Genomic DNA, 16,760 nt, shown 5'->3' with positions numbered 1-16,760 from the left:
CTTTACTGAGGATTCACTATTTTATCCGGCACAATCCAGTAATCGCAGATGCTTCCTCCAGTAGCCAAAGTATAATCTCTGTGAAGCACTCCATGAGAAGCTTCTGTGGATAAATAATCTATTTCACAACACACTGGCAAAACTTCCAGGTAACCATTTTCCCTGGCAAATTTTTCCAATGGGCAATGAGTGAAATGATAATAACTGCCATCTTTATGCTTAGTCTCATCAAAATTGAAATCCCAGGTCTTATCCTTATACTGCGGGTGTGCATCAGCCCATGCCTGCATGGCATGAAATTTGTCTTTCGCTTTCTGCATATCTTCCGGTCTGTTTAAATCTGTTCCGCCCATGATTTTACTTACCATAGGGCTTTTCATGAATTTCTTTATTACAATCCTTAAGCTTTCGACATCGATTGCTCCCTCAGCAGCTTTCCATATGGCAAGAAATACAAAGCAGGAATAGATATTGCTCGCCATTGGATTATCCGCCCCTATATCATCAACCTTTTCAAGCATTTCTCTGTAAATTTTCTTTGATCCCTTTAGAGCCTTTTTTGTTACGTCAGATCCATACTGTTCCTTCAGATATTTCTTAAGCATTATCGAAAACAGTTTCAGATAAGTTCCTTTATACTTCATCATAACCGCGCCTTCTTAAAAATAACCACTACTATCCCAGCAACTAAAGCTGCGCCTGCCATCCAAATAAGTGCAAGAATGCTGCGCTTCTTTAATACCTGTCCCCAGGTCTGCACGTATGGCAAATCTTCACATCCGGGCAAAAGCCAAAACTTACTGTGTCCAACCCATATCTTATCTATGACAATGCCGTCATAAACATTCATTACTTCAAGAAAAAGCAATGCCTGCAAATATGCCGCTTTAAACCCTGATACCCTATTCCACAATCCAATGATAAGCACAAGTGCCGCCAGCATAACAATGTAGAACTCTGTCATAAAAATCCTGCGCTTTTTCTGCATTATTTCCTTTGTTGTCAAGCCTATCTCTATAGCTCTTTCCTGTACCGGCCTTGGATAGAAGTACAAGCCATCAATAGCTCCACCTCTAACCGCAAATCTCACCATAGCTGTAAACAACAAGCAATATAAAATCAGCTGTATCAGAATAGTCATCACGGACACCTCACCTGAACGCAACCTTTATGATCTGCATCTTTACAAGGCTGTCACAGAACCTGATCATCATCTTATGCAGAATTCTCACTTCATTGTAGATATCTCTGTAACCTCTCATGTAGCTTCGCGCGGTTACAGATGCAAAATCGCTGCACCATGCCTCGATTTCAGCTTTATCCTCTATAGAGAAAAAAGCATTCACATCTGATATGCCTGCTTCCTTCAGCCAGGTCTTTGTCATCATCTTTGCACCGCGCTTATTACAGGTATCAAATACTATTGTTGCACTGGGAAATCTTTTTGCCATCTTTTGGAACAATTCTCTTACCGCATCAGTCTTAAAATAATAGAAAACACCGGATGCGAAGAACACAGCCCCATTAGACGGGTCTATTTCATCCATCCAGCGTTCATCATTAAGGTCATATCCAAGATTAATCTCCCTCTCTCCAGCAGGAAGGATCTCGTTTCTTACCTCTATTACATCCGGCATATCTATGTTGTAGCCCTTGCAGACTCCGTTATCGCATTTTCTGAAAGTATCATCCAGTCCGCACCCGAGGTTTACTACCGCTGCGCCTGGATGTTCCTTAAGATAATCCTTAACCTCCCATGCAAGATCATACTGTCTTTGTGCGACTTCAAGTGCACCAAAAAGCCCTACTGCACTCTCCATCTTCTTACCCTTTTCTGTAAAATCATAATCAAGCATGGAGCAGATGCGCTCTGCCTCAGGGTCTTCAAACAAATCCGGAAAGTGCTCCGAGCATACTTTTCTACCGAATAAAGGTATTATCAGTGTCTCCTGTACTGTGTTTTTCTTGATATGATACATATATCTTAACCTCTGTCATCAGGCTACTTCAGGTTCTCTTATCAGATCATACATATGAAATCTTTCGCCACAGTTTCTGATCCTATCAAGCTTCATTCCGAGATGTTCATATCGATCACTCTTATCTTTATCATCAGTATCAAGAATAACCGGAACACCATGTTTATCTGCAAGCTCGTATGCATAATCCATCATCTGTTTCATGAAGCCCTGCTTTTGGAACTCTTTTCTCACAACCAAAACTTCAATTCTCAGAAATTTTCTTTTGGCTTTTTTCATCCGTGTTTCTATGGAACCACCCTCAGCAAAGCATGCAGATATAAACTGCTTCATCTTCTTAAAACCGCCAAGAGCACTTTTCTCTGCAAATATCATCTTCATCCCATCTGCAAATCCAATAGAGTTCACCCCTTCCCCAGAGAGCACCAGGAAACCTTCTCTGTCCTTGGATGTTGCGTAGAGCATCCCGCTTTTGTATGCAGCTCTTACGATTGCTCCAATATAGATATACATCTTTTCTCTGCTTGAAATGAACTTTATCAGTCCCTCATCATCCTCATTGTAATTGTAATCATAAAAAGCATCTGCAATCTGCTTTGAAATAACTTCGACTTCCGATTCTGACAGTCCCTTCAACTTGATCATTTCCATCATCTCCCTCAATTCCAGATAAAAAATCTTAGTATTCCATAAGTGATTCCTGAAAATATAATTGCCATAATCGCAGTATATACACATCCTATAAGGAAACCTTTGAAATGGAACATGTAATCTTTATATCCCTTACAGCCTTCTGTGCCTTCAATGACTACAATCTTAGGTGTGATTGAACATACCAGAAGCCAGTCCATGACAAGAAGATCTATAGCGTTCCACATCATGCCTATGATAAATACGTATATAAGCACAGCAAAAAAAGAGGTCTGAGCAGCAGCAAATCTTGTTAATCCAAATGCAAGCAGAGAACCAAATATCACAAGGCATATGATTCCGCACGAAAGTTTTGCCTGCCTCTTTTGTTTGTCCGTAGGTTCAGGAAGTGTAGCGGTCTCTTTGATATCTTCCGGATAATCATGAAGAAGTTCCCACGGATACCACTTGAGAACAACAAATATATATCCAATCCACAATACCGACCATATTAGGCCTGCAGCAATTGCATTCATACTGAATCCGCTCCTTATTTCTTTGCTATAACAGTTATCCACGGTTTGCTCTCATGATGATCAGTTTTAACCTTGGAAAAACCGGCTCCTTTTAAAGCTCTCTCAATTTCTTCCACAGTGTGGCATGTCATGCCTTCTATGATCTTTTCAAACTTAAGGCTCGCCTCATCAGTACCATCTGACTCATTTACAATCATGAAGATTCCACCAGGCTTAAGTGCCTTGTTTACCTCTGAAAAGCATTTCTCAAGTCCTGGCCAGAAATAAATGGTCTCAAAAGCTGTTGCAAGATCATACTGCTCATTCATGTTCAGATTAGAAACGTCGCCCTGCTGAACCTTGCAGCGTCCCTTCTGTATCATGCCTGTGTTGTAAGCTGCTGCTTTTGCAACTGAAACATCTGAATAATCAATCGCCGTAACCTTAGAAGATGGATACTTCCGTAGCAACTCATGTGCATTTCTTCCACCACCGCATCCAACTTCAAGAATTTCTTCCGGTGCAATAGTTTTTAAATGTGCCATTCCCCAGTCGGCCATCTTCGCGTGCCCACTGTTCATGCCATTGACCATCATCTGTCCCAGGAAACCTTCCGGCTTTCTTGTCTGACTTACAAAGTTTTTAAAAAGTCCCATAAATCATTTCCTCCCCATAAGAAGCGCAGAACCTGTAAGAGCCATCCAGGTGGACTCCCACTTGCTCATGAACATACCGTTAGTAGTATCAACAAGTTTTACTTCTTCGTATCCCATATTTTTAAGCTTTTCTACAAAGCTTTCCATATCTCCATATTTTGCCTTGGACATAATATCGTGAATAGCAAATGTTCCGCCCTTCTTAAGGGTCCTTAGTGTTTCAAGAAGAATCGCCTGTCTGTCCTTACTTGGTATGTTGTGATATACATAGTTGCTTGTTACTGCATCAAAAGTCTCATCTGCAAAATCAAGCTTACAGGCATCGCCCTGCTGAAAAGATGTGTTATTTACACCTTCAGCAACAGAATTACTTTCGCAGAGACTCTTGCTGAATGAAGCATACTCTTTACCCCATCTGTCTATACCAATTATCTGAGCGCCTGGATTTTTCTTTGCACAGGCAATACTTAGAGCTCCACTTCCACATCCAACATCGAGGCATTTACCGCCATCCGGGATTTTTACATAGGATGAAACACCTTCTATTATCTGCTTAGACATCTGACGTGTTCCGTTATATGAAAATGCCCTGTACATCAGGTACATCCACAAAGATATCAAGGCAAACAGCACAGTTAAAATCAGCAATACCTTTCCCACTATTGAAGCCATACCTACAATTACTGCAACAAAGAATATCGCTGCAGTAATTCCAATCGTCCCAAGTACCATCCCTTTCGGCATCCAATTCTTGTAATCAGCCTTCATCGCCATTCCTCCTATGTTTGATCATATCTATCCTCTCAATTACTCCGATATCTTCCAGTACATTTATCATGCGGTATACCGTAGCTACTCCCACAGAAGAATCTTTGCCTCGTACAATACAGCAGATATCCTTGCAGCTGGCTCCGTCATTATCCGCAATGACATCTGCAACTATCATTCTCTGTCTGGTTATTCTCATACCGCTCTCTTTTAAAGCCTTAACAATCTGCTCATTATTCATCATGCCATCACTTCCAGCCAAACATTATTTCGTTAGTTTTAGCTAACCCATTCTCAAAAGAAAAGCCCGCACTAACCGGGTGTTTTTAATAGATATTTAATATCATGAAAATAATTATCAGCTATCTCAAATGTTAGCATACGCTAACTCCATTTTCAATAGTACTGCAGTATTTTTTCTGTCTCATCTCCTATTCTTATTCAGCAGGATCTATTGCCCCACTCATCAAGGAACTTCAATAAAAGCACATGCGCAGTTCTGTTAAAATCAATAAATATCTGTATCGGTTATTTATCCTTATCAAACGTGAGAAATCTTATCAACGATAAGCCTTGAAGTGGTACTGATGTTTATGGTTTTTTGTGTACGCGGGAGCTATGTAACCCCCCAGGGGGCTTGAAAGTCCCGGTCCTAACATGATAACCTTGGCTCTGAAGTGAGGTTTAAAAACTATGGAGAAAATAAATATAGCCGGACACGAACTTTCCTCCGGCAAGACGATAAAAGATCATATACATGTCGGCGGAACTGAGATACACATTCCCCACATCATCATCTGCGGAGAAAAGCCGGGCAAAACCGTTCTTGTCACAGCCGGCATTCACAACGCAGAATATGTCGGCATTCAGGCAGCTATTGAACTCTCTAATGAGATTTCTCCCAAAGACCTTTCAGGAAATCTTATCATCATCCCCTTAGCCAACAGGTCAGGTTTTGAAAACAGAACCATGTCCCTTGTTTATGAGGATGGCAAGAATCTCAACAGAGTCTTCCCGGGAGACAAGGATGGTTCAGCCGCCGATCGACTGGCAAGCCTTCTGTTTGATGTTTTTATTAAAAACGCTGATGCTTACATTGACCTGCATAGCGGAGATGGATATGAGACTCTTATCCCCTACGCATACTACGTGGGAGCTTCTCCTGCCAGTGATATTGCAAAAAAGATGGTAGACTGCGTCAACGCCTCCTACTGCGTAAAGAGTACCTGCACCACCGAAGGCGCCTACAACACAGCCTCCATGGCCGGAATCCCCAGTGTTCTAATAGAACGCGGTCAGCTTAGTCTCCTTCCAAAAGATGAGGTACAGGCAGACAAAGAAGATGTGCTGAACATTTTGAAATTCCTTGGTCTTATTGAAGGAGAGTACAAGACATATCCCAAGACAGAACTCAGAGAATTCAGCGACGATGCCCCATTCACCGGCTGCTGGTATCCGGAGAAAAAGGTGGGAGAGAGATTTTCAAAAGGTGATAAATTTGGTGAGATAAGGGATTACTTTGGAAGGCCCCTTCACACAGCCATTGCCAATACTGACGGAGTTCTGATCCACCAGTGCTCATCTCTTAGCATAATCAAGAATGGTCCCATGGTGACCTACGGAGTAATACAAAAACAGGATGCATGTTGAATGCATCCTGTTTTTGTATTACCTTTTAACGTATGTGAATGTTGAAGCTATCTCTTTGCTGTCATAGATTCCGGGAATTCCTTCCGCCAGCGGAGTTCTTGTAACGGCCATATACACACCCTTTTTCTCCACTGAGAAGAATATCCTGCCTTCCTCATCTGTGTTCAGGATTCTCTCAAAATACTCTTTTCCATCATAGAACACAACAACTACCGTGGATCCTTTAAGTGGAAACTTGTCGTGGATGAGCTTTAAATGAAGCACATCGCTGTCTGCTTCCCAGGGATCTGGTACAAAGCTTACCCTGGACTCATGAATGAATTCGGGAGTTCCCTTCTTATCTCCAACAGTTATGTTTGTCACATATATCTGAGGATAGTTCTTGGCATCAAGAATATCAGGATATGTCCGTCTGTCGCCCTCATAATACACATCTTTTTCATCTCTTACATAATTATTGTCATAAATACACATAAGGGTGTAAATGCCCTCAGAAACTGGCGTAAAGCGAAGCTCATAGTAGTCTCCCTGCTCATCGCCGGGGCCTTTGACCGGTGTTATTGCTATTCTGTTTCCTTTTTCATCTGTGGCAAAGGCTCTTATCTCATCAAGGCGAAAGAATCCGTCCGGTCTCATGTGATGTCCCCATCTCATTATTCCGCAGACTTCTTCCCCCGGCTCATATACACTCTTGTCAGTGATTATCCAGGCTTCGTGGCCATATACCATCATATCTGTAGTATCAATTCCTCTTCTCATCTCAAACTCCATTCATATTATTAGACTATTGCTTTCTGAGCCTTTACCAGAAACATCCTGTCAGGCATATAAAACTGGTCTTTCTCGCTATAGAGTCTATCTCCCGCCCCAAGATCAGTAACTATATTTTCATAACCGATCTTTTCAAGACAAGCCTTGTCCCACTCCGGTCTGTCCAAAGTGCTGATAGATAACATGTGGTAAATATCATGGCACTCCTCTACCATGGCGTCGGTCACATTTTTGTGGGCAAGGTTCTGCATCTGATCATAGTGATGAAATCCCTTTGCATACTCCGCATCATACACAAGCAGCATTCCTCCCGGCTTTAACACTCTGTGCCACTCCATGTAGGCTTCCACCGGATGCGGAAGTGTCCAGACAAGATTTCTATTTATCACCAGGTCAAAAGAGCTATCGGCAAAATCCAATTTTTCTGCGTCCATAACCATAAGGCGCGCCTTTGCTCCATGGCGCGAAAGCAGCTCTTTTCCCTTCTCTATCATCTCAGGCGTAAGATCCACGCCCGTCACCTCAAACCCGAAATCCGACAACACCATTTCAAAAAAACCGGCTCCGCATCCAACATCCAGCACAGACAGCTTATCATCCGCTGAAAAGTGCCTTGAAAACTCCGCCTGCCATAGCTGTTTCTTCTTGCTGTGGATCTCCTCATGCTTGTGCTCGCTAAAGCTCTCAGCCCTCTTGGACCAATAGGTCACCACTTTATCCTTGATATCTTCCGCTTCCTCCTCAAAAGGAATCTGCATAAGTTTAGTCATATTACTATGTATACCTCAATTATTTTTCTAAAAGTTTGTTACTCAATAAGATTATCAAGCAGTTCTTTCGTGTACTCATGTTGTGGATTTCCAAGAACTTTACCGGTCTCTCCCTCTTCCACACACTCTCCGTTTTTCATTACCATTATCCTGTCGCACAGCATGCTCACCAGGGCGATGTCGTGGGAGACAAATATGATCGACACCCCTTCTTTTTCCCTCAGCTGCTGCAAAAGAGCTACTACCTGGGCCTGAGTTGTAACATCCAGCGCACTTGTTGCCTCGTCGCACAAAAGAATCCCGGCATCAGAACACAGCGCCCTTGCAATTGACATTCGCTGGCACTGTCCTCCGGACATGCTTCCTGCCTTTTTCTCCAAAAGACTCTCATCAAGCCCAACGGCCTCAAGGATTCGTGACAGTTTTTCATGGCCACAGCCCTTTGTAGCTTCCACAACGGCTTTTTTCATCTTCATTCTTGGGTCAAAAGACATCTGGGCATCCTGAAATATCATCTGCAGAAAAGCTCCGGCAAAGGCCGGCGACTTACCTGTATACTCTGTTCCCTTATAATAAAGATTTCCACTATCAGGCTTTTCCAGGCAGCTGACATGACGAAGAAGGGTGCTCTTTCCACTTCCGCTCTCGCCGACGATTCCAAGGATCTCTCCATTTTTCAGGAAGAAACTCACATCCTTTAAGGCCTGTAATTTTTTGCCTTTATCAACGTAACTTTTATTTAGATTTTTTCCTTCTAAAATTATATCTGAATCCGGCATATCAGCTCACCTTCAGTCTTGGTACGGCCTTCAAGAGATTCTTTGTGTAATCGTTTTGCGGATTCTCCAGGATCTCTTTTGCAGGGCCATACTCAAGCATCCTGCCATTTTTCATGATTCCAATGTAATCAGCCATTTTAGATGCAATACCCAAATGGTGGGTAACCATCAGAATAGTAGTGCCCTTTAGTTTGTTGATCTCAAGAAGCTGCTCCACAACCATCCCTGCAGTTTTAACATCCAGGGCGCTTGTAACTTCATCGCACAATAAAATCCCCGGTTCCAGGAGCATTGTTGTGGCAATGGCCATACGCTGGTTCATGCCTCCTGAAAGCTCATAAGGCCTTGATGCAAGCGCTCTTTTAGCATCATTAAGTCCCAGGATCCGGAGCGTCTTCTCAACTTCATCTATTTTAAAATCAATGTTATTGCTCTTTAGCGCCTCCATGATCTGTGCCTTGTAAGTCCTTATGGGATTAAAAGATCCCCCGGGATTCTGAGGCACAACGCCAAGCAAAATGTCTTTTGGGGTCTCTATACTGCCGTTTGTTACAGTCACACCTCCAAAGCCATGAATAGCCTTCAGAAGCGTAGATTTACCGCTTCCGCTCTCGCCGACGATGCAGACTCTTTTACCTGCTTCCACCTCAAAAGAGATATCATTTATAACATTCTCATCACCGTAACCGGCAGAGAGATTGCTTATCCTAAGTATTGTATCCATGCATTAGTCCTCATCTCTGTATTCCATGACGCAGTCCCCAAGATAGTTAAATACTATGATGGTGACTATGGTGGCAATTGCCGGATACAGCACAGCCCAAGGTGCAATCTGTATATACGCCCTGGATTCATTGATCATTGATCCCCACTCAGCAGTGGGTGGCACAACTCCAAGCCCCAAAAAGGACAGGCCCGAGATACCTATCATTGTGGTTCCTATCTGCGTAAGGGCATTTGTAAGAAGTGGTGCTATTATATTGGGAAGTATGTGGGCCATCATTATAGCCGGCCCACTCTTTCCCGCCAGTTTTGCAGCCTGCACGTAGGGGCAATTCTTTATGGCAAAAGTATGACTCCGTGCAAGTCTGGCAAACCCGGTCCACATAGTTATTCCCAGCGCGATCATGGCGCTTGAAAGTCCTCCTCCAAGAATGCCCGCAACCGCGATGGCTACTACCATCTGAGGAAATGCCAGCATAATATCGGCAATCCTCATCATAATTTCATCCAATATTCCGCCATAATATCCGCTAAGTACTCCGATAAAGCTTCCAAGGATGAAAGAAATCGCAACCAATATAAATGTAGCTGCTATAGTTGTCCTTGCTCCATATAAAACTCTTGAAAACACGCATCTTCCCAGGTTGTCTGTTCCAAACAGAAATTCCCCGGACGGAGCTGACCTTATGGCTGATGCGCTTGTTGCATATGGATCATTAGGTGCAATTACATTTGCGAAAAGAGCTATAAGCACCAAAAGCAGTGCAACACCTGCAGATATTATTACTTTTATTCTGTTAATCTTTTTCCGTTTATGGTTCATTAAAAAGACCTCGGATCCAAAAGCCTGTAGGTAATATCAACTATCAGATTTATAACAACATAGATTGTTCCCATAATAAGCACAAAGCCCATGATCACAGGGTAGTCCCTGGCTGTTATGGAATCCATCACAAGTTTGCCGATACCCGGCCATCTGAAAATATTCTCAATAACAACGCTGCCTCCCATCAGGGTTCCGATCTGAAGGCCGATTATTGTAAGTATGTGTCCAAGGCTGTTTCTAAGGACATTGTTGATAAGAATAAATCTGCCCTTTACCTTTCTGGACTTCATTCCCACAACATACTCTTCACCAAGCTGATCCAGGAGTTCGCTCCTTATCTGTCTTGTAAACCTTCCCGCCATGGGTATTGCCAGAGAAAGCGCCGGAAGTATCATTCCTTTGAAGCTTCCATCTGCAATTACGGGAAAGACCTTGATATGTATGCAAAACAGATACATCAAAAGTACTGATATCAGGAAATTCGGAAGAGAATTACCTATAAATGAAAAGAGCCTGACGATATGGTCTACCAATTTCCCCTTTTTGACCGCTGACCATATTCCCAGTGGAAAAGAGATTATAAGCGCCAAAAGCAGACTGGTTAAAGCCAGTCCACATGTGTTCTTAAGCCCTTTTATCAGTTTTGGCGCTACGGGAAGATCATCCTTAAAGGAAACACCAAAATCTCCTCTAAGAACATTCGAAAGCCACTCCGCGTACCTAACGATAAAGGGGCGGAGGAGGCCAAGCCTCTCCCGCTCCGCTTGCAGTATTTCTTTTGTGACCACCACGCCCTGGGAGGTGAGTCTCTTTTCCGCAGGGTCACCGGGAGCCAGATACATTATGCCAAACACAAGAAAGCTCAGCACTAAAAGTATCAGGGCAAGTCCCAGGATCCTTTTAAGTATTTGTTTAGCCATTAATGTCAGTCTCTGCGTCTACTCCATAGAAATCGAAAGGAACATACTCTGCAAATCCGCTTACGCCCTTACGAAGAACTGTAGTGTTATTGAAAAGTCCAACATATCCAAATGCATTGTCATCTATAGCAATCTGAACGATCTTGTTGGCAAGCTCTGCTCTCTTTGCAGTATCTGTCTCAATTCTGAGCTGCTCAATCATGCTCTGGCACTCAGCACTCTCAAATCCACCTACATTGTAGTAAGCTCCGTCTGCAAGAGTTGAGTCGATGAAGTAAAGAGGATCACCTGACTTATCAGCGATCATGCAGTAAAGAGCAAGATCAAAGTCAGCGTTTGCAATGTAAGTAGCATCCGGATCTTCCTCAACTCTAAGTGTTGAATCAATACCAACAGCCTTAAGCTGCTCCTGGATTAGGATTGCAAGAGTATCAAGAGATCTTGCTGCATAGTATGCAATGCTGATGCTGAGCTTATTACCATCCTTCTCGTAGATGCCGTCAGCTCCAAGTGTATAACCATCGGCCTCCAAAAGCTCTTTTGCCTTGGCAGTATCTACTGCAGGAACATTTACCTTGCCATAAGCAGCTGATGTTGAGAATGGTCCAACTGCTGCAGATACTGTACCTGAAAGGTACTCTGCGATCTTGTCCTTATCAACAGTGAGATTGATTGCTTCTCTCACAGAATCATCAAGTGTATTCTCATTGAGAATGTAGAACTGGAGACGTGCACCGGGAATTGAAACTACATCGTACAGATCAGGGCTCTGGTTATAAACCTCAAGAGCTGCTGATGAAACGCTGTTGTAGCAGTCGATCTCGCCGCTCTGCATAGCAAGGAGCTTGGGATCATCCTCCTGCATGTAGTAGAATACAGCGCCGTCAAGCTTAACATCGCCGCCCCAGTAGTTTTCGTTCTTTGCTACTGTTACGTCTCCCTCAGGGATAAACTCTGTAACAACAAATGGGCCTGTGCATACAGGTGCGTTGTCAAAATCTGTTGTTGCATCAAGATCGATCATTCCGCACTCAGGGCTTGCAAGGTCGTTCTTAAGAGTAGGATAAACTTCCTTAGTATCGATGACGATTGTCTTGTCATCTGTAGCAGTCATTTCAAAATCGCCGAGATAAGCAAATCTGCTGTTCTCTGCAGCAAGACGCTGAAGGTTTCTGATTACCATATCAGCTGTAAGAGGGTTTCCGTTTGAGAACTGAACACCATCATTAAGTGTAACAGTCCATGTGCTTCCATCTGCAACTGCGTCCTTAGCAAGGCATGGAACAGCGCTCATGGTCTCGTCGAGCTTAAACAGTGCCTCTGAAACTCCATAAATGGATGTGTACCATCCGTAGTACTCCTTATGTACATCAAGACTTGGATAAGCAAAAGATGCTGCAGTGTGAAGAATCTTTTCACCTGTAGCTGTAGACTGACTTGCGTCAGTTGTCTGATCATCAGATGTTGTCGCCTGTGTATCAGCAGATGCCTCAGATTCTGTTGTCTGAGTTTCTGTTGTCTGAGTTCCTGCACCGGAACCACAGGCTGCCATTGATAATGTCATGGTTGCAGCAAGAAGTGCTGCTAGAAATTTTTTCTTCATAATATAGTATCCTCCACTGTGCTTAAATTACCTCACACAATGGAAAGGATAGCATTGTGAAATCCACTCCACAAGCCCCCTGGGGGGTTATTACTACGTTGGTTATAGTTTTTTCAATGACTTAAATTATACGCCAACCACAGTGGTTATTTCTTCATTTGTGTTTCTATCTTCAAAAAGCTTTCTGATCCGTTCTTCCTGCTCTTTTTCAGACTGCTTTTCTTCTTTCTCCATAAGTGCTTCGTGAATAGTCTCAAGTTCTTTATCAATGCTGTCCATGAGCTTATCCCACTCCTTTATGCTCATCTCCTGGCTGCCTATCCGGATCTTTATCTCAGTTTCATTATTGATAAGCTTATAGAACAGTTCTGTCCTGAATGCATTTATCTGCTCTGCCAGTGTAGCTTTATCTACCTCCGGCTCTTTCTCAGCATCTGGTGTTTCTGATTCTGCAGCAGCTTCCTCTGCAGTCTCAGCTTTCTCTTCTTCTATCTCTATGCGTTTCCTGGTGCAATGATTATACTCATGGATAGCACGCATTATAGCGTTTAGATTCTCGGGCGTAAACATACTCGCTGCTTTAGAGAGAGTATCAATGTTGTCCACGTTGACATGAAGGCTTCCACCACTAGGAAGGGCAATCTTAAGGACCTTATCCTTTTCATACATATTTCCGAGCGTTATGGCATTTTGCTTGTAATCACAGACAAAAGTAACTCCTTTGTACTGTATGACTCCATCCTTCGCCAAAAAGCTGTATGGACATTTTTTCTCAGTTTCAGCCTGTAGCTTCTGTCCAAAGCTTTCAGTCTCACTTATGACGGGAGTTGTCTCTTTTCCAGCTGCAGATCCTAATGGTCTTGTTAAATAATCATTTGCTATCGCTGCTATACCCATGATTGCCTCCAGATAACAAAAAACGTGCCCTTTCAAGGATGTTCATTCCATTGAAAAGACACGCATTTCCGTTGCTATCTTTTATATCGGCAATATTCTTTAAATGTTTATGGGTATGATTAGATTAACTTCCGGTATAATGCTCATTCCAGCAAACTGGAATTGTTAGCACTCTGTCTTATTGCACCAGAGGCATAAAGCATAAAATGCAATCGCCAGAAACTGTGATACCACAGACACAGTGACAAGATACACAGGATTCAAATCATACAGGGCACCGAGAAGCCAACTGCCCAGAAACCACGCAATACCAAATCCTGTCTCAAATATTCCGAAACCGGTGCTTCGCATGGAACGCGGGACGATTCCGCTGACAGCTGCTTTCATAATACTTTCCTGCGCACCCATTCCAATCCCCCACAGAATTATCCCAGCTCCGATCAACCAGGCATTTCCAGTCATAAAAACAAAACATGAGAAGAATGTGCTGCATAGTGTGGAAATGATCAGAGCCTTCAGCCCGACCTTATCATAAAGCCAGCCAAAGAATAGTGCAGCAAAGGCATCCACAGCCATTGCCCCAGCATATAGCAGGCTGAGCATGGATTCATTAAATGCTCCGGTATTAGCCGAATGAAGTGTGATCAGGGTGAAGTCTGCAAAGCCAAAAGCAAAAAAGCAGATGGCCGCCATGAACAGAACAAATGACTTCCTGAATTCAAAGCTTGCCTGTTTATCTTCCTGCTTTTCAAAGATCTCCGGATCAGGGTATCTTATCTTTGCTGTCAAAACAAGAGCTATGGTGATCATTGCAGGAACAAGCAGTATCGCAAAAGAGATCCTATATGTTGTAAAAAGGTCGTCTCTACCTTTTACAAGAGCTGTTACAAAAAGCAGTACCGGTCCGAGAAACGCGCCAAGCTGATCCAGAAACTCCTGATAGGCAAAGCCTTTTCCGGTTCCGATCTCGCTTGCCGCAAAGCTTACCAATGTGTTTTTGGCAGGCTTTTTTATCGCTTTTCCGATACGCTCCAGGATCACAAGACCGCAGGCCCAAATCCAGCCATGTTCAGGTACGAGTGCCAGTGCAGGAATCGCCAGAGCCTGTATTACATAGCCTGTGATAACAAATGTCCAGTATTTCTTCGTTTTATCTGCTATAAATCCGGATATGAGCCTTAGTGAATACCCGCACAATTCTCCTATACCGGACACAAATCCGATGGTTGCAGCGGATGCCCCTGCGAGGTTCAGATATTCGCCCAATATGCTTCTGGCGCCTTCATGAGTCATGTCCGAAAACAGACTTACGATTCCCATCAGGGTTATAAATATTATGGCGCCAGACAAAGCCCTTTTTTTATCCATGTTCTACTCCACTAATTCCGATTTGCTTATTTCATTATCCTGAAATTCAAAGTTCCATAATTTCTAATTCGTCCGAAACCAAAAGCTTTCCATTATCCAAAGAAAGGGCATCTTTCTTTGATGCACTGCTGGTTCTGCGATGAGAACTCACAGTGTTGCTTCTCATATTCGATCTGCACCCCGTAGTGCTGTCTTACGTACTCTATTCCATGCTTGAACGCAATCATAGCATCTCTTTTACAACATCTTGGGCCATTTATCTGGCCAAGTTCTCCTATGGCGCTTGATGTAAATGCCATGTGATCTCCCCATGTGCCATCCTCAGAAAGTGGTCCTGTACCATCAATAATAGAAAGGGCTGCTCCTATAGATGTTATCGCTCCGCATATTCCCCACAGTCCGCACATTGCTCCCGGCATCCGGAGTCCTTCTTTCAAAAGCTTCTCCAAAGCAGAGTCTATATCTATTTTGCCACCTGCATTATGATAAGCCATTAAAAGACATGCCCCATCTAATATATGATGCTCTGGCCCATGTATGCTTATATACTCTTTTTTTGCCATTGACTTAAACATCTTGATAGGATTTACGCCTTTTTCATTACGTATATCTTCAATAATCCTGTTTGCTTTTTCTTCAATAGTCATAAGTAGCTTCTCCTATAAACTAATTATGAAGCTCTGTACTCCATAAGAGTTGTGTTCTGCCATTTTCCAAATCGATCTTTAGCTATTCTTTCCCTATAGCCAATTTCCCTGAAACCACATTTTTTGTGTAAGGCTATACTTGCTTTATTAATTGAAAATATTGCAGAATATATGCTCCAATATCCATCTTTCTCAGCTTCTCGGATAATCGTATTTACCAAAGCTGTTCCTATCCCATGACCTCTATAGTTTCTATCAACATATACACTCATTTCAACGCAGCCTTTATATGCGCACCTACTCGAAGAAGGACTTAACGCTATCCAGCCTACAACCTTTCCTTCTTCCTCAAAAAACAAACCTGCAATTCTTTACGTGGTCTTCATTCCACTCAGTAAAACTAGGACACTCTGTATTAAAAGTTGATGTTCCCTCTTCTAATCCCTGCTTGTAAATCTCTGATACTGTCCCCCAGTCTTCATCTCTCATTTCTCTAATCACAGCATTCCACCTCCGATTTTTTTATCGCATCATTATAGATATTTAATGCCTCTAAAACCTGACTCTGTTTTTCCTTTGGAATCATTGAAAAAACTCTCTCAAACTTCAAATTCATATCTTTTTCTATTGTATTGAATCTTGCCATTCCTTCATCAGTCAGATTAAGCACTACACACCTACGGTCCCTTTTTGAAGGTTCTCGCAAAACATATCCTTTTTGGACAAGTTCTTCTACAGATCTGCTTACAGCACTTTTATCCATCTTAAGAAGTTCAGCAAGTTCCTTTACACATATTCCGGATTTTCTGCCTATCTCAACAACCAGAAAGCATTGAGATGTATTGACGTTACATTGACAGCAATCAGAACTGTTTAGCTTCTCAAGATTACGTTCTAATTCTCTGGTACTTTCTCGAAATAGTTTTACCTTATCCATCGAATGCCCTCCTATGGATTTAAATGATAAAATCATTAGTTGTATTTGTCAACTAATTTATAATATAAAAAAGCCATATAGCCGTTATAAACAACTACATGGCTCTGCATGCCTGATCATGACTGACCTCTGACTGGTATTTCTTTTTGCCTTCCTTCGAGAAATGTGGTCAAATGTGTAATGTGTCAGAACCGATTATTCCTTTGACAATTACCCTGGGATAGAAACTTTAAAAGTTCCTATCCCAAAATGCGATTTTTAAGCAAGTAGAAATTGTCTTTTGACACACCACTGATGTCCTATTATTTTTGGATAACATAG

General features: G+C 42.6%; 22 protein-coding genes. 1 reads left to right on the top strand and 21 read right to left on the bottom strand.

Annotated elements, in window-relative coordinates; genetic code table 11:
• Positions 1-2: 2 nt before the first annotated feature.
• From bhn_RS01710 to bhn_RS01675, 8 genes are read right to left on the bottom strand one after another with little or no spacing between them, the layout of a single operon-like run.
• Complete coding sequence (locus bhn_RS01710) at positions 3-605, bottom strand: L-2-amino-thiazoline-4-carboxylic acid hydrolase (protein ID WP_236845949.1); 603 nt, start codon at positions 603-605, stop codon at positions 3-5.
• 38 nt (positions 606-643) lie between these two features.
• The gene (locus tag bhn_RS01705; protein WP_071175078.1) at positions 644-1,141 is read right to left on the bottom strand and encodes a hypothetical protein; all 498 of its coding nucleotides are present in this window, start codon (positions 1,139-1,141) and stop codon (positions 644-646) included.
• Between the two features lie 10 nt (positions 1,142-1,151).
• Positions 1,152-1,979, bottom strand: a complete 828-nt coding sequence (locus bhn_RS01700) for a class I SAM-dependent methyltransferase (RefSeq protein WP_071175077.1) — start codon at positions 1,977-1,979, stop codon at positions 1,152-1,154.
• A gap of 18 nt (positions 1,980-1,997) precedes the next feature.
• Positions 1,998-2,624: a GNAT family N-acetyltransferase gene (locus bhn_RS01695; RefSeq protein WP_071177387.1), complete on the bottom strand. Its 627-nt coding sequence runs from the start codon at positions 2,622-2,624 to the stop codon at positions 1,998-2,000.
• 14 nt (positions 2,625-2,638) lie between these two features.
• Complete coding sequence (locus bhn_RS01690; protein ID WP_071175076.1) at positions 2,639-3,145, bottom strand: hypothetical protein; 507 nt, start codon at positions 3,143-3,145, stop codon at positions 2,639-2,641.
• A 14-nt stretch (positions 3,146-3,159) separates the two neighbouring features.
• Positions 3,160-3,780 carry a class I SAM-dependent methyltransferase gene (locus tag bhn_RS01685; protein ID WP_071175075.1) on the bottom strand — a complete coding sequence of 207 codons (621 nt, stop codon included), beginning with the start codon at positions 3,778-3,780 and terminating at the stop codon, positions 3,160-3,162.
• Positions 3,781-3,783: 3 nt separating this feature from the next.
• The gene (locus bhn_RS01680; RefSeq protein ID WP_022766179.1) at positions 3,784-4,548 is read right to left on the bottom strand and encodes a class I SAM-dependent methyltransferase; all 765 of its coding nucleotides are present in this window, start codon (positions 4,546-4,548) and stop codon (positions 3,784-3,786) included.
• Positions 4,538-4,810, bottom strand: coding sequence for a Fur family transcriptional regulator (locus bhn_RS01675; protein ID WP_236845948.1), 273 nt, complete (start codon positions 4,808-4,810; stop codon positions 4,538-4,540). The genes bhn_RS01680 and bhn_RS01675 overlap by 11 nt, the downstream gene beginning before the upstream one ends.
• Positions 4,811-5,241: 431 nt before the next feature.
• On the opposite strand from bhn_RS01675, the gene bhn_RS01670 reads away from it, so the two are divergent.
• A complete protein-coding gene (locus tag bhn_RS01670) occupies positions 5,242-6,198 on the top strand; it encodes a succinylglutamate desuccinylase/aspartoacylase family protein (RefSeq protein WP_071175074.1) in 957 nt (318 codons plus the stop codon).
• A gap of 18 nt (positions 6,199-6,216) precedes the next feature.
• Here bhn_RS01670 and bhn_RS01665 read toward each other — a convergent pair whose 3' ends face one another.
• The 13 genes from bhn_RS01665 to bhn_RS01610 form a co-directional block, all read right to left on the bottom strand.
• Entirely contained in the window at positions 6,217-6,957 is a 741-nt protein-coding gene (locus bhn_RS01665) for a DUF4198 domain-containing protein (RefSeq protein WP_161487277.1), read from the bottom strand.
• A gap of 20 nt (positions 6,958-6,977) precedes the next feature.
• Positions 6,978-7,739: a class I SAM-dependent methyltransferase gene (locus bhn_RS01660; RefSeq protein WP_083385615.1), complete on the bottom strand. Its 762-nt coding sequence runs from the start codon at positions 7,737-7,739 to the stop codon at positions 6,978-6,980.
• A 38-nt stretch (positions 7,740-7,777) separates the two neighbouring features.
• The gene (locus bhn_RS01655) at positions 7,778-8,518 is read right to left on the bottom strand and encodes an ABC transporter ATP-binding protein (RefSeq protein WP_071175072.1); all 741 of its coding nucleotides are present in this window, start codon (positions 8,516-8,518) and stop codon (positions 7,778-7,780) included.
• 1 nt (position 8,519) lies between these two features.
• Entirely contained in the window at positions 8,520-9,242 is a 723-nt protein-coding gene (locus tag bhn_RS01650) for an ATP-binding cassette domain-containing protein (protein ID WP_022762018.1), read from the bottom strand.
• A gap of 3 nt (positions 9,243-9,245) precedes the next feature.
• Positions 9,246-10,064 carry an ABC transporter permease gene (locus bhn_RS01645; protein WP_071175071.1) on the bottom strand — a complete coding sequence of 273 codons (819 nt, stop codon included), beginning with the start codon at positions 10,062-10,064 and terminating at the stop codon, positions 9,246-9,248.
• Complete coding sequence (gene nikB, locus bhn_RS01640) at positions 10,064-10,987, bottom strand: nickel ABC transporter permease (RefSeq protein ID WP_071175070.1); 924 nt, start codon at positions 10,985-10,987, stop codon at positions 10,064-10,066. Before nikB ends, bhn_RS01645 begins: the two co-directional genes overlap by 1 nt.
• A complete protein-coding gene (locus tag bhn_RS01635; RefSeq protein ID WP_071175069.1) occupies positions 10,980-12,590 on the bottom strand; it encodes an ABC transporter substrate-binding protein in 1,611 nt (536 codons plus the stop codon). The genes nikB and bhn_RS01635 overlap by 8 nt, the downstream gene beginning before the upstream one ends.
• A gap of 126 nt (positions 12,591-12,716) precedes the next feature.
• Positions 12,717-13,487: a hypothetical protein gene (locus bhn_RS01630; protein WP_071175068.1), complete on the bottom strand. Its 771-nt coding sequence runs from the start codon at positions 13,485-13,487 to the stop codon at positions 12,717-12,719.
• A 165-nt stretch (positions 13,488-13,652) separates the two neighbouring features.
• Positions 13,653-14,855 (bottom strand): MFS transporter, encoded by a 1,203-nt coding sequence (locus tag bhn_RS01625; RefSeq protein ID WP_071175067.1) that lies wholly within the window; start codon positions 14,853-14,855, stop codon positions 13,653-13,655.
• A gap of 92 nt (positions 14,856-14,947) precedes the next feature.
• The gene (locus bhn_RS01620) at positions 14,948-15,502 is read right to left on the bottom strand and encodes a DUF5714 domain-containing protein (RefSeq protein ID WP_071175066.1); all 555 of its coding nucleotides are present in this window, start codon (positions 15,500-15,502) and stop codon (positions 14,948-14,950) included.
• 23 nt (positions 15,503-15,525) lie between these two features.
• The gene (locus bhn_RS01615) at positions 15,526-15,861 is read right to left on the bottom strand and encodes a GNAT family N-acetyltransferase (RefSeq protein WP_236845947.1); all 336 of its coding nucleotides are present in this window, start codon (positions 15,859-15,861) and stop codon (positions 15,526-15,528) included.
• Positions 15,851-16,003: a GNAT family N-acetyltransferase gene (locus bhn_RS15880; protein ID WP_236845946.1), complete on the bottom strand. Its 153-nt coding sequence runs from the start codon at positions 16,001-16,003 to the stop codon at positions 15,851-15,853. The genes bhn_RS01615 and bhn_RS15880 overlap by 11 nt, the downstream gene beginning before the upstream one ends.
• On the bottom strand, positions 15,996-16,439 hold the full coding sequence (locus bhn_RS01610; protein ID WP_071175065.1) for a MarR family winged helix-turn-helix transcriptional regulator: 444 nt from the start codon (positions 16,437-16,439) through the stop codon (positions 15,996-15,998). Before bhn_RS01610 ends, bhn_RS15880 begins: the two co-directional genes overlap by 8 nt.
• Between the last annotated feature and the right edge of the window lie 321 nt (positions 16,440-16,760).

This window comes from Butyrivibrio hungatei (genome assembly GCF_001858005.1).
In the GTDB taxonomy this organism is placed as follows: Bacteria; Bacillota; Clostridia; order Lachnospirales; family Lachnospiraceae; genus Butyrivibrio; species Butyrivibrio hungatei.
This window is presented reverse-complemented; position numbering and strand designations above follow the sequence as displayed.

Excerpts from the sequence above, each read along its gene's own strand:
- bhn_RS01710 (WP_236845949.1), bottom strand. The coding sequence starts at position 605 with ATGCTTAAGAAATATCTGAAGGAACAGTATGGATCTGACGTAACAAAA.
- bhn_RS01705 (WP_071175078.1), bottom strand. The coding sequence starts at position 1,141 with ATGACTATTCTGATACAGCTGATTTTATATTGCTTGTTGTTTACAGCT.
- bhn_RS01700 (WP_071175077.1), bottom strand. The coding sequence starts at position 1,979 with ATGTATCATATCAAGAAAAACACAGTACAGGAGACACTGATAATACCT.
- bhn_RS01695 (WP_071177387.1), bottom strand. The coding sequence starts at position 2,624 with ATGATCAAGTTGAAGGGACTGTCAGAATCGGAAGTCGAAGTTATTTCA.
- bhn_RS01690 (WP_071175076.1), bottom strand. The coding sequence starts at position 3,145 with ATGAATGCAATTGCTGCAGGCCTAATATGGTCGGTATTGTGGATTGGA.
- bhn_RS01685 (WP_071175075.1), bottom strand. The coding sequence starts at position 3,780 with ATGGGACTTTTTAAAAACTTTGTAAGTCAGACAAGAAAGCCGGAAGGT.
- bhn_RS01680 (WP_022766179.1), bottom strand. The coding sequence starts at position 4,548 with ATGAAGGCTGATTACAAGAATTGGATGCCGAAAGGGATGGTACTTGGG.
- bhn_RS01670 (WP_071175074.1), top strand. The coding sequence starts at position 5,242 with ATGGAGAAAATAAATATAGCCGGACACGAACTTTCCTCCGGCAAGACG.
- bhn_RS01665 (WP_161487277.1), bottom strand. The coding sequence starts at position 6,957 with ATGAGAAGAGGAATTGATACTACAGATATGATGGTATATGGCCACGAA.
- bhn_RS01660 (WP_083385615.1), bottom strand. The coding sequence starts at position 7,739 with ATGACTAAACTTATGCAGATTCCTTTTGAGGAGGAAGCGGAAGATATC.
- bhn_RS01655 (WP_071175072.1), bottom strand. The coding sequence starts at position 8,518 with ATGCCGGATTCAGATATAATTTTAGAAGGAAAAAATCTAAATAAAAGT.
- bhn_RS01650 (WP_022762018.1), bottom strand. The coding sequence starts at position 9,242 with ATGGATACAATACTTAGGATAAGCAATCTCTCTGCCGGTTACGGTGAT.
- bhn_RS01645 (WP_071175071.1), bottom strand. The coding sequence starts at position 10,064 with ATGAACCATAAACGGAAAAAGATTAACAGAATAAAAGTAATAATATCT.
- nikB (WP_071175070.1), bottom strand. The coding sequence starts at position 10,987 with ATGGCTAAACAAATACTTAAAAGGATCCTGGGACTTGCCCTGATACTT.
- bhn_RS01635 (WP_071175069.1), bottom strand. The coding sequence starts at position 12,590 with ATGAAGAAAAAATTTCTAGCAGCACTTCTTGCTGCAACCATGACATTA.
- bhn_RS01630 (WP_071175068.1), bottom strand. The coding sequence starts at position 13,487 with ATGGGTATAGCAGCGATAGCAAATGATTATTTAACAAGACCATTAGGA.
- bhn_RS01625 (WP_071175067.1), bottom strand. The coding sequence starts at position 14,855 with ATGGATAAAAAAAGGGCTTTGTCTGGCGCCATAATATTTATAACCCTG.
- bhn_RS01620 (WP_071175066.1), bottom strand. The coding sequence starts at position 15,502 with ATGACTATTGAAGAAAAAGCAAACAGGATTATTGAAGATATACGTAAT.
- bhn_RS01610 (WP_071175065.1), bottom strand. The coding sequence starts at position 16,439 with ATGGATAAGGTAAAACTATTTCGAGAAAGTACCAGAGAATTAGAACGT.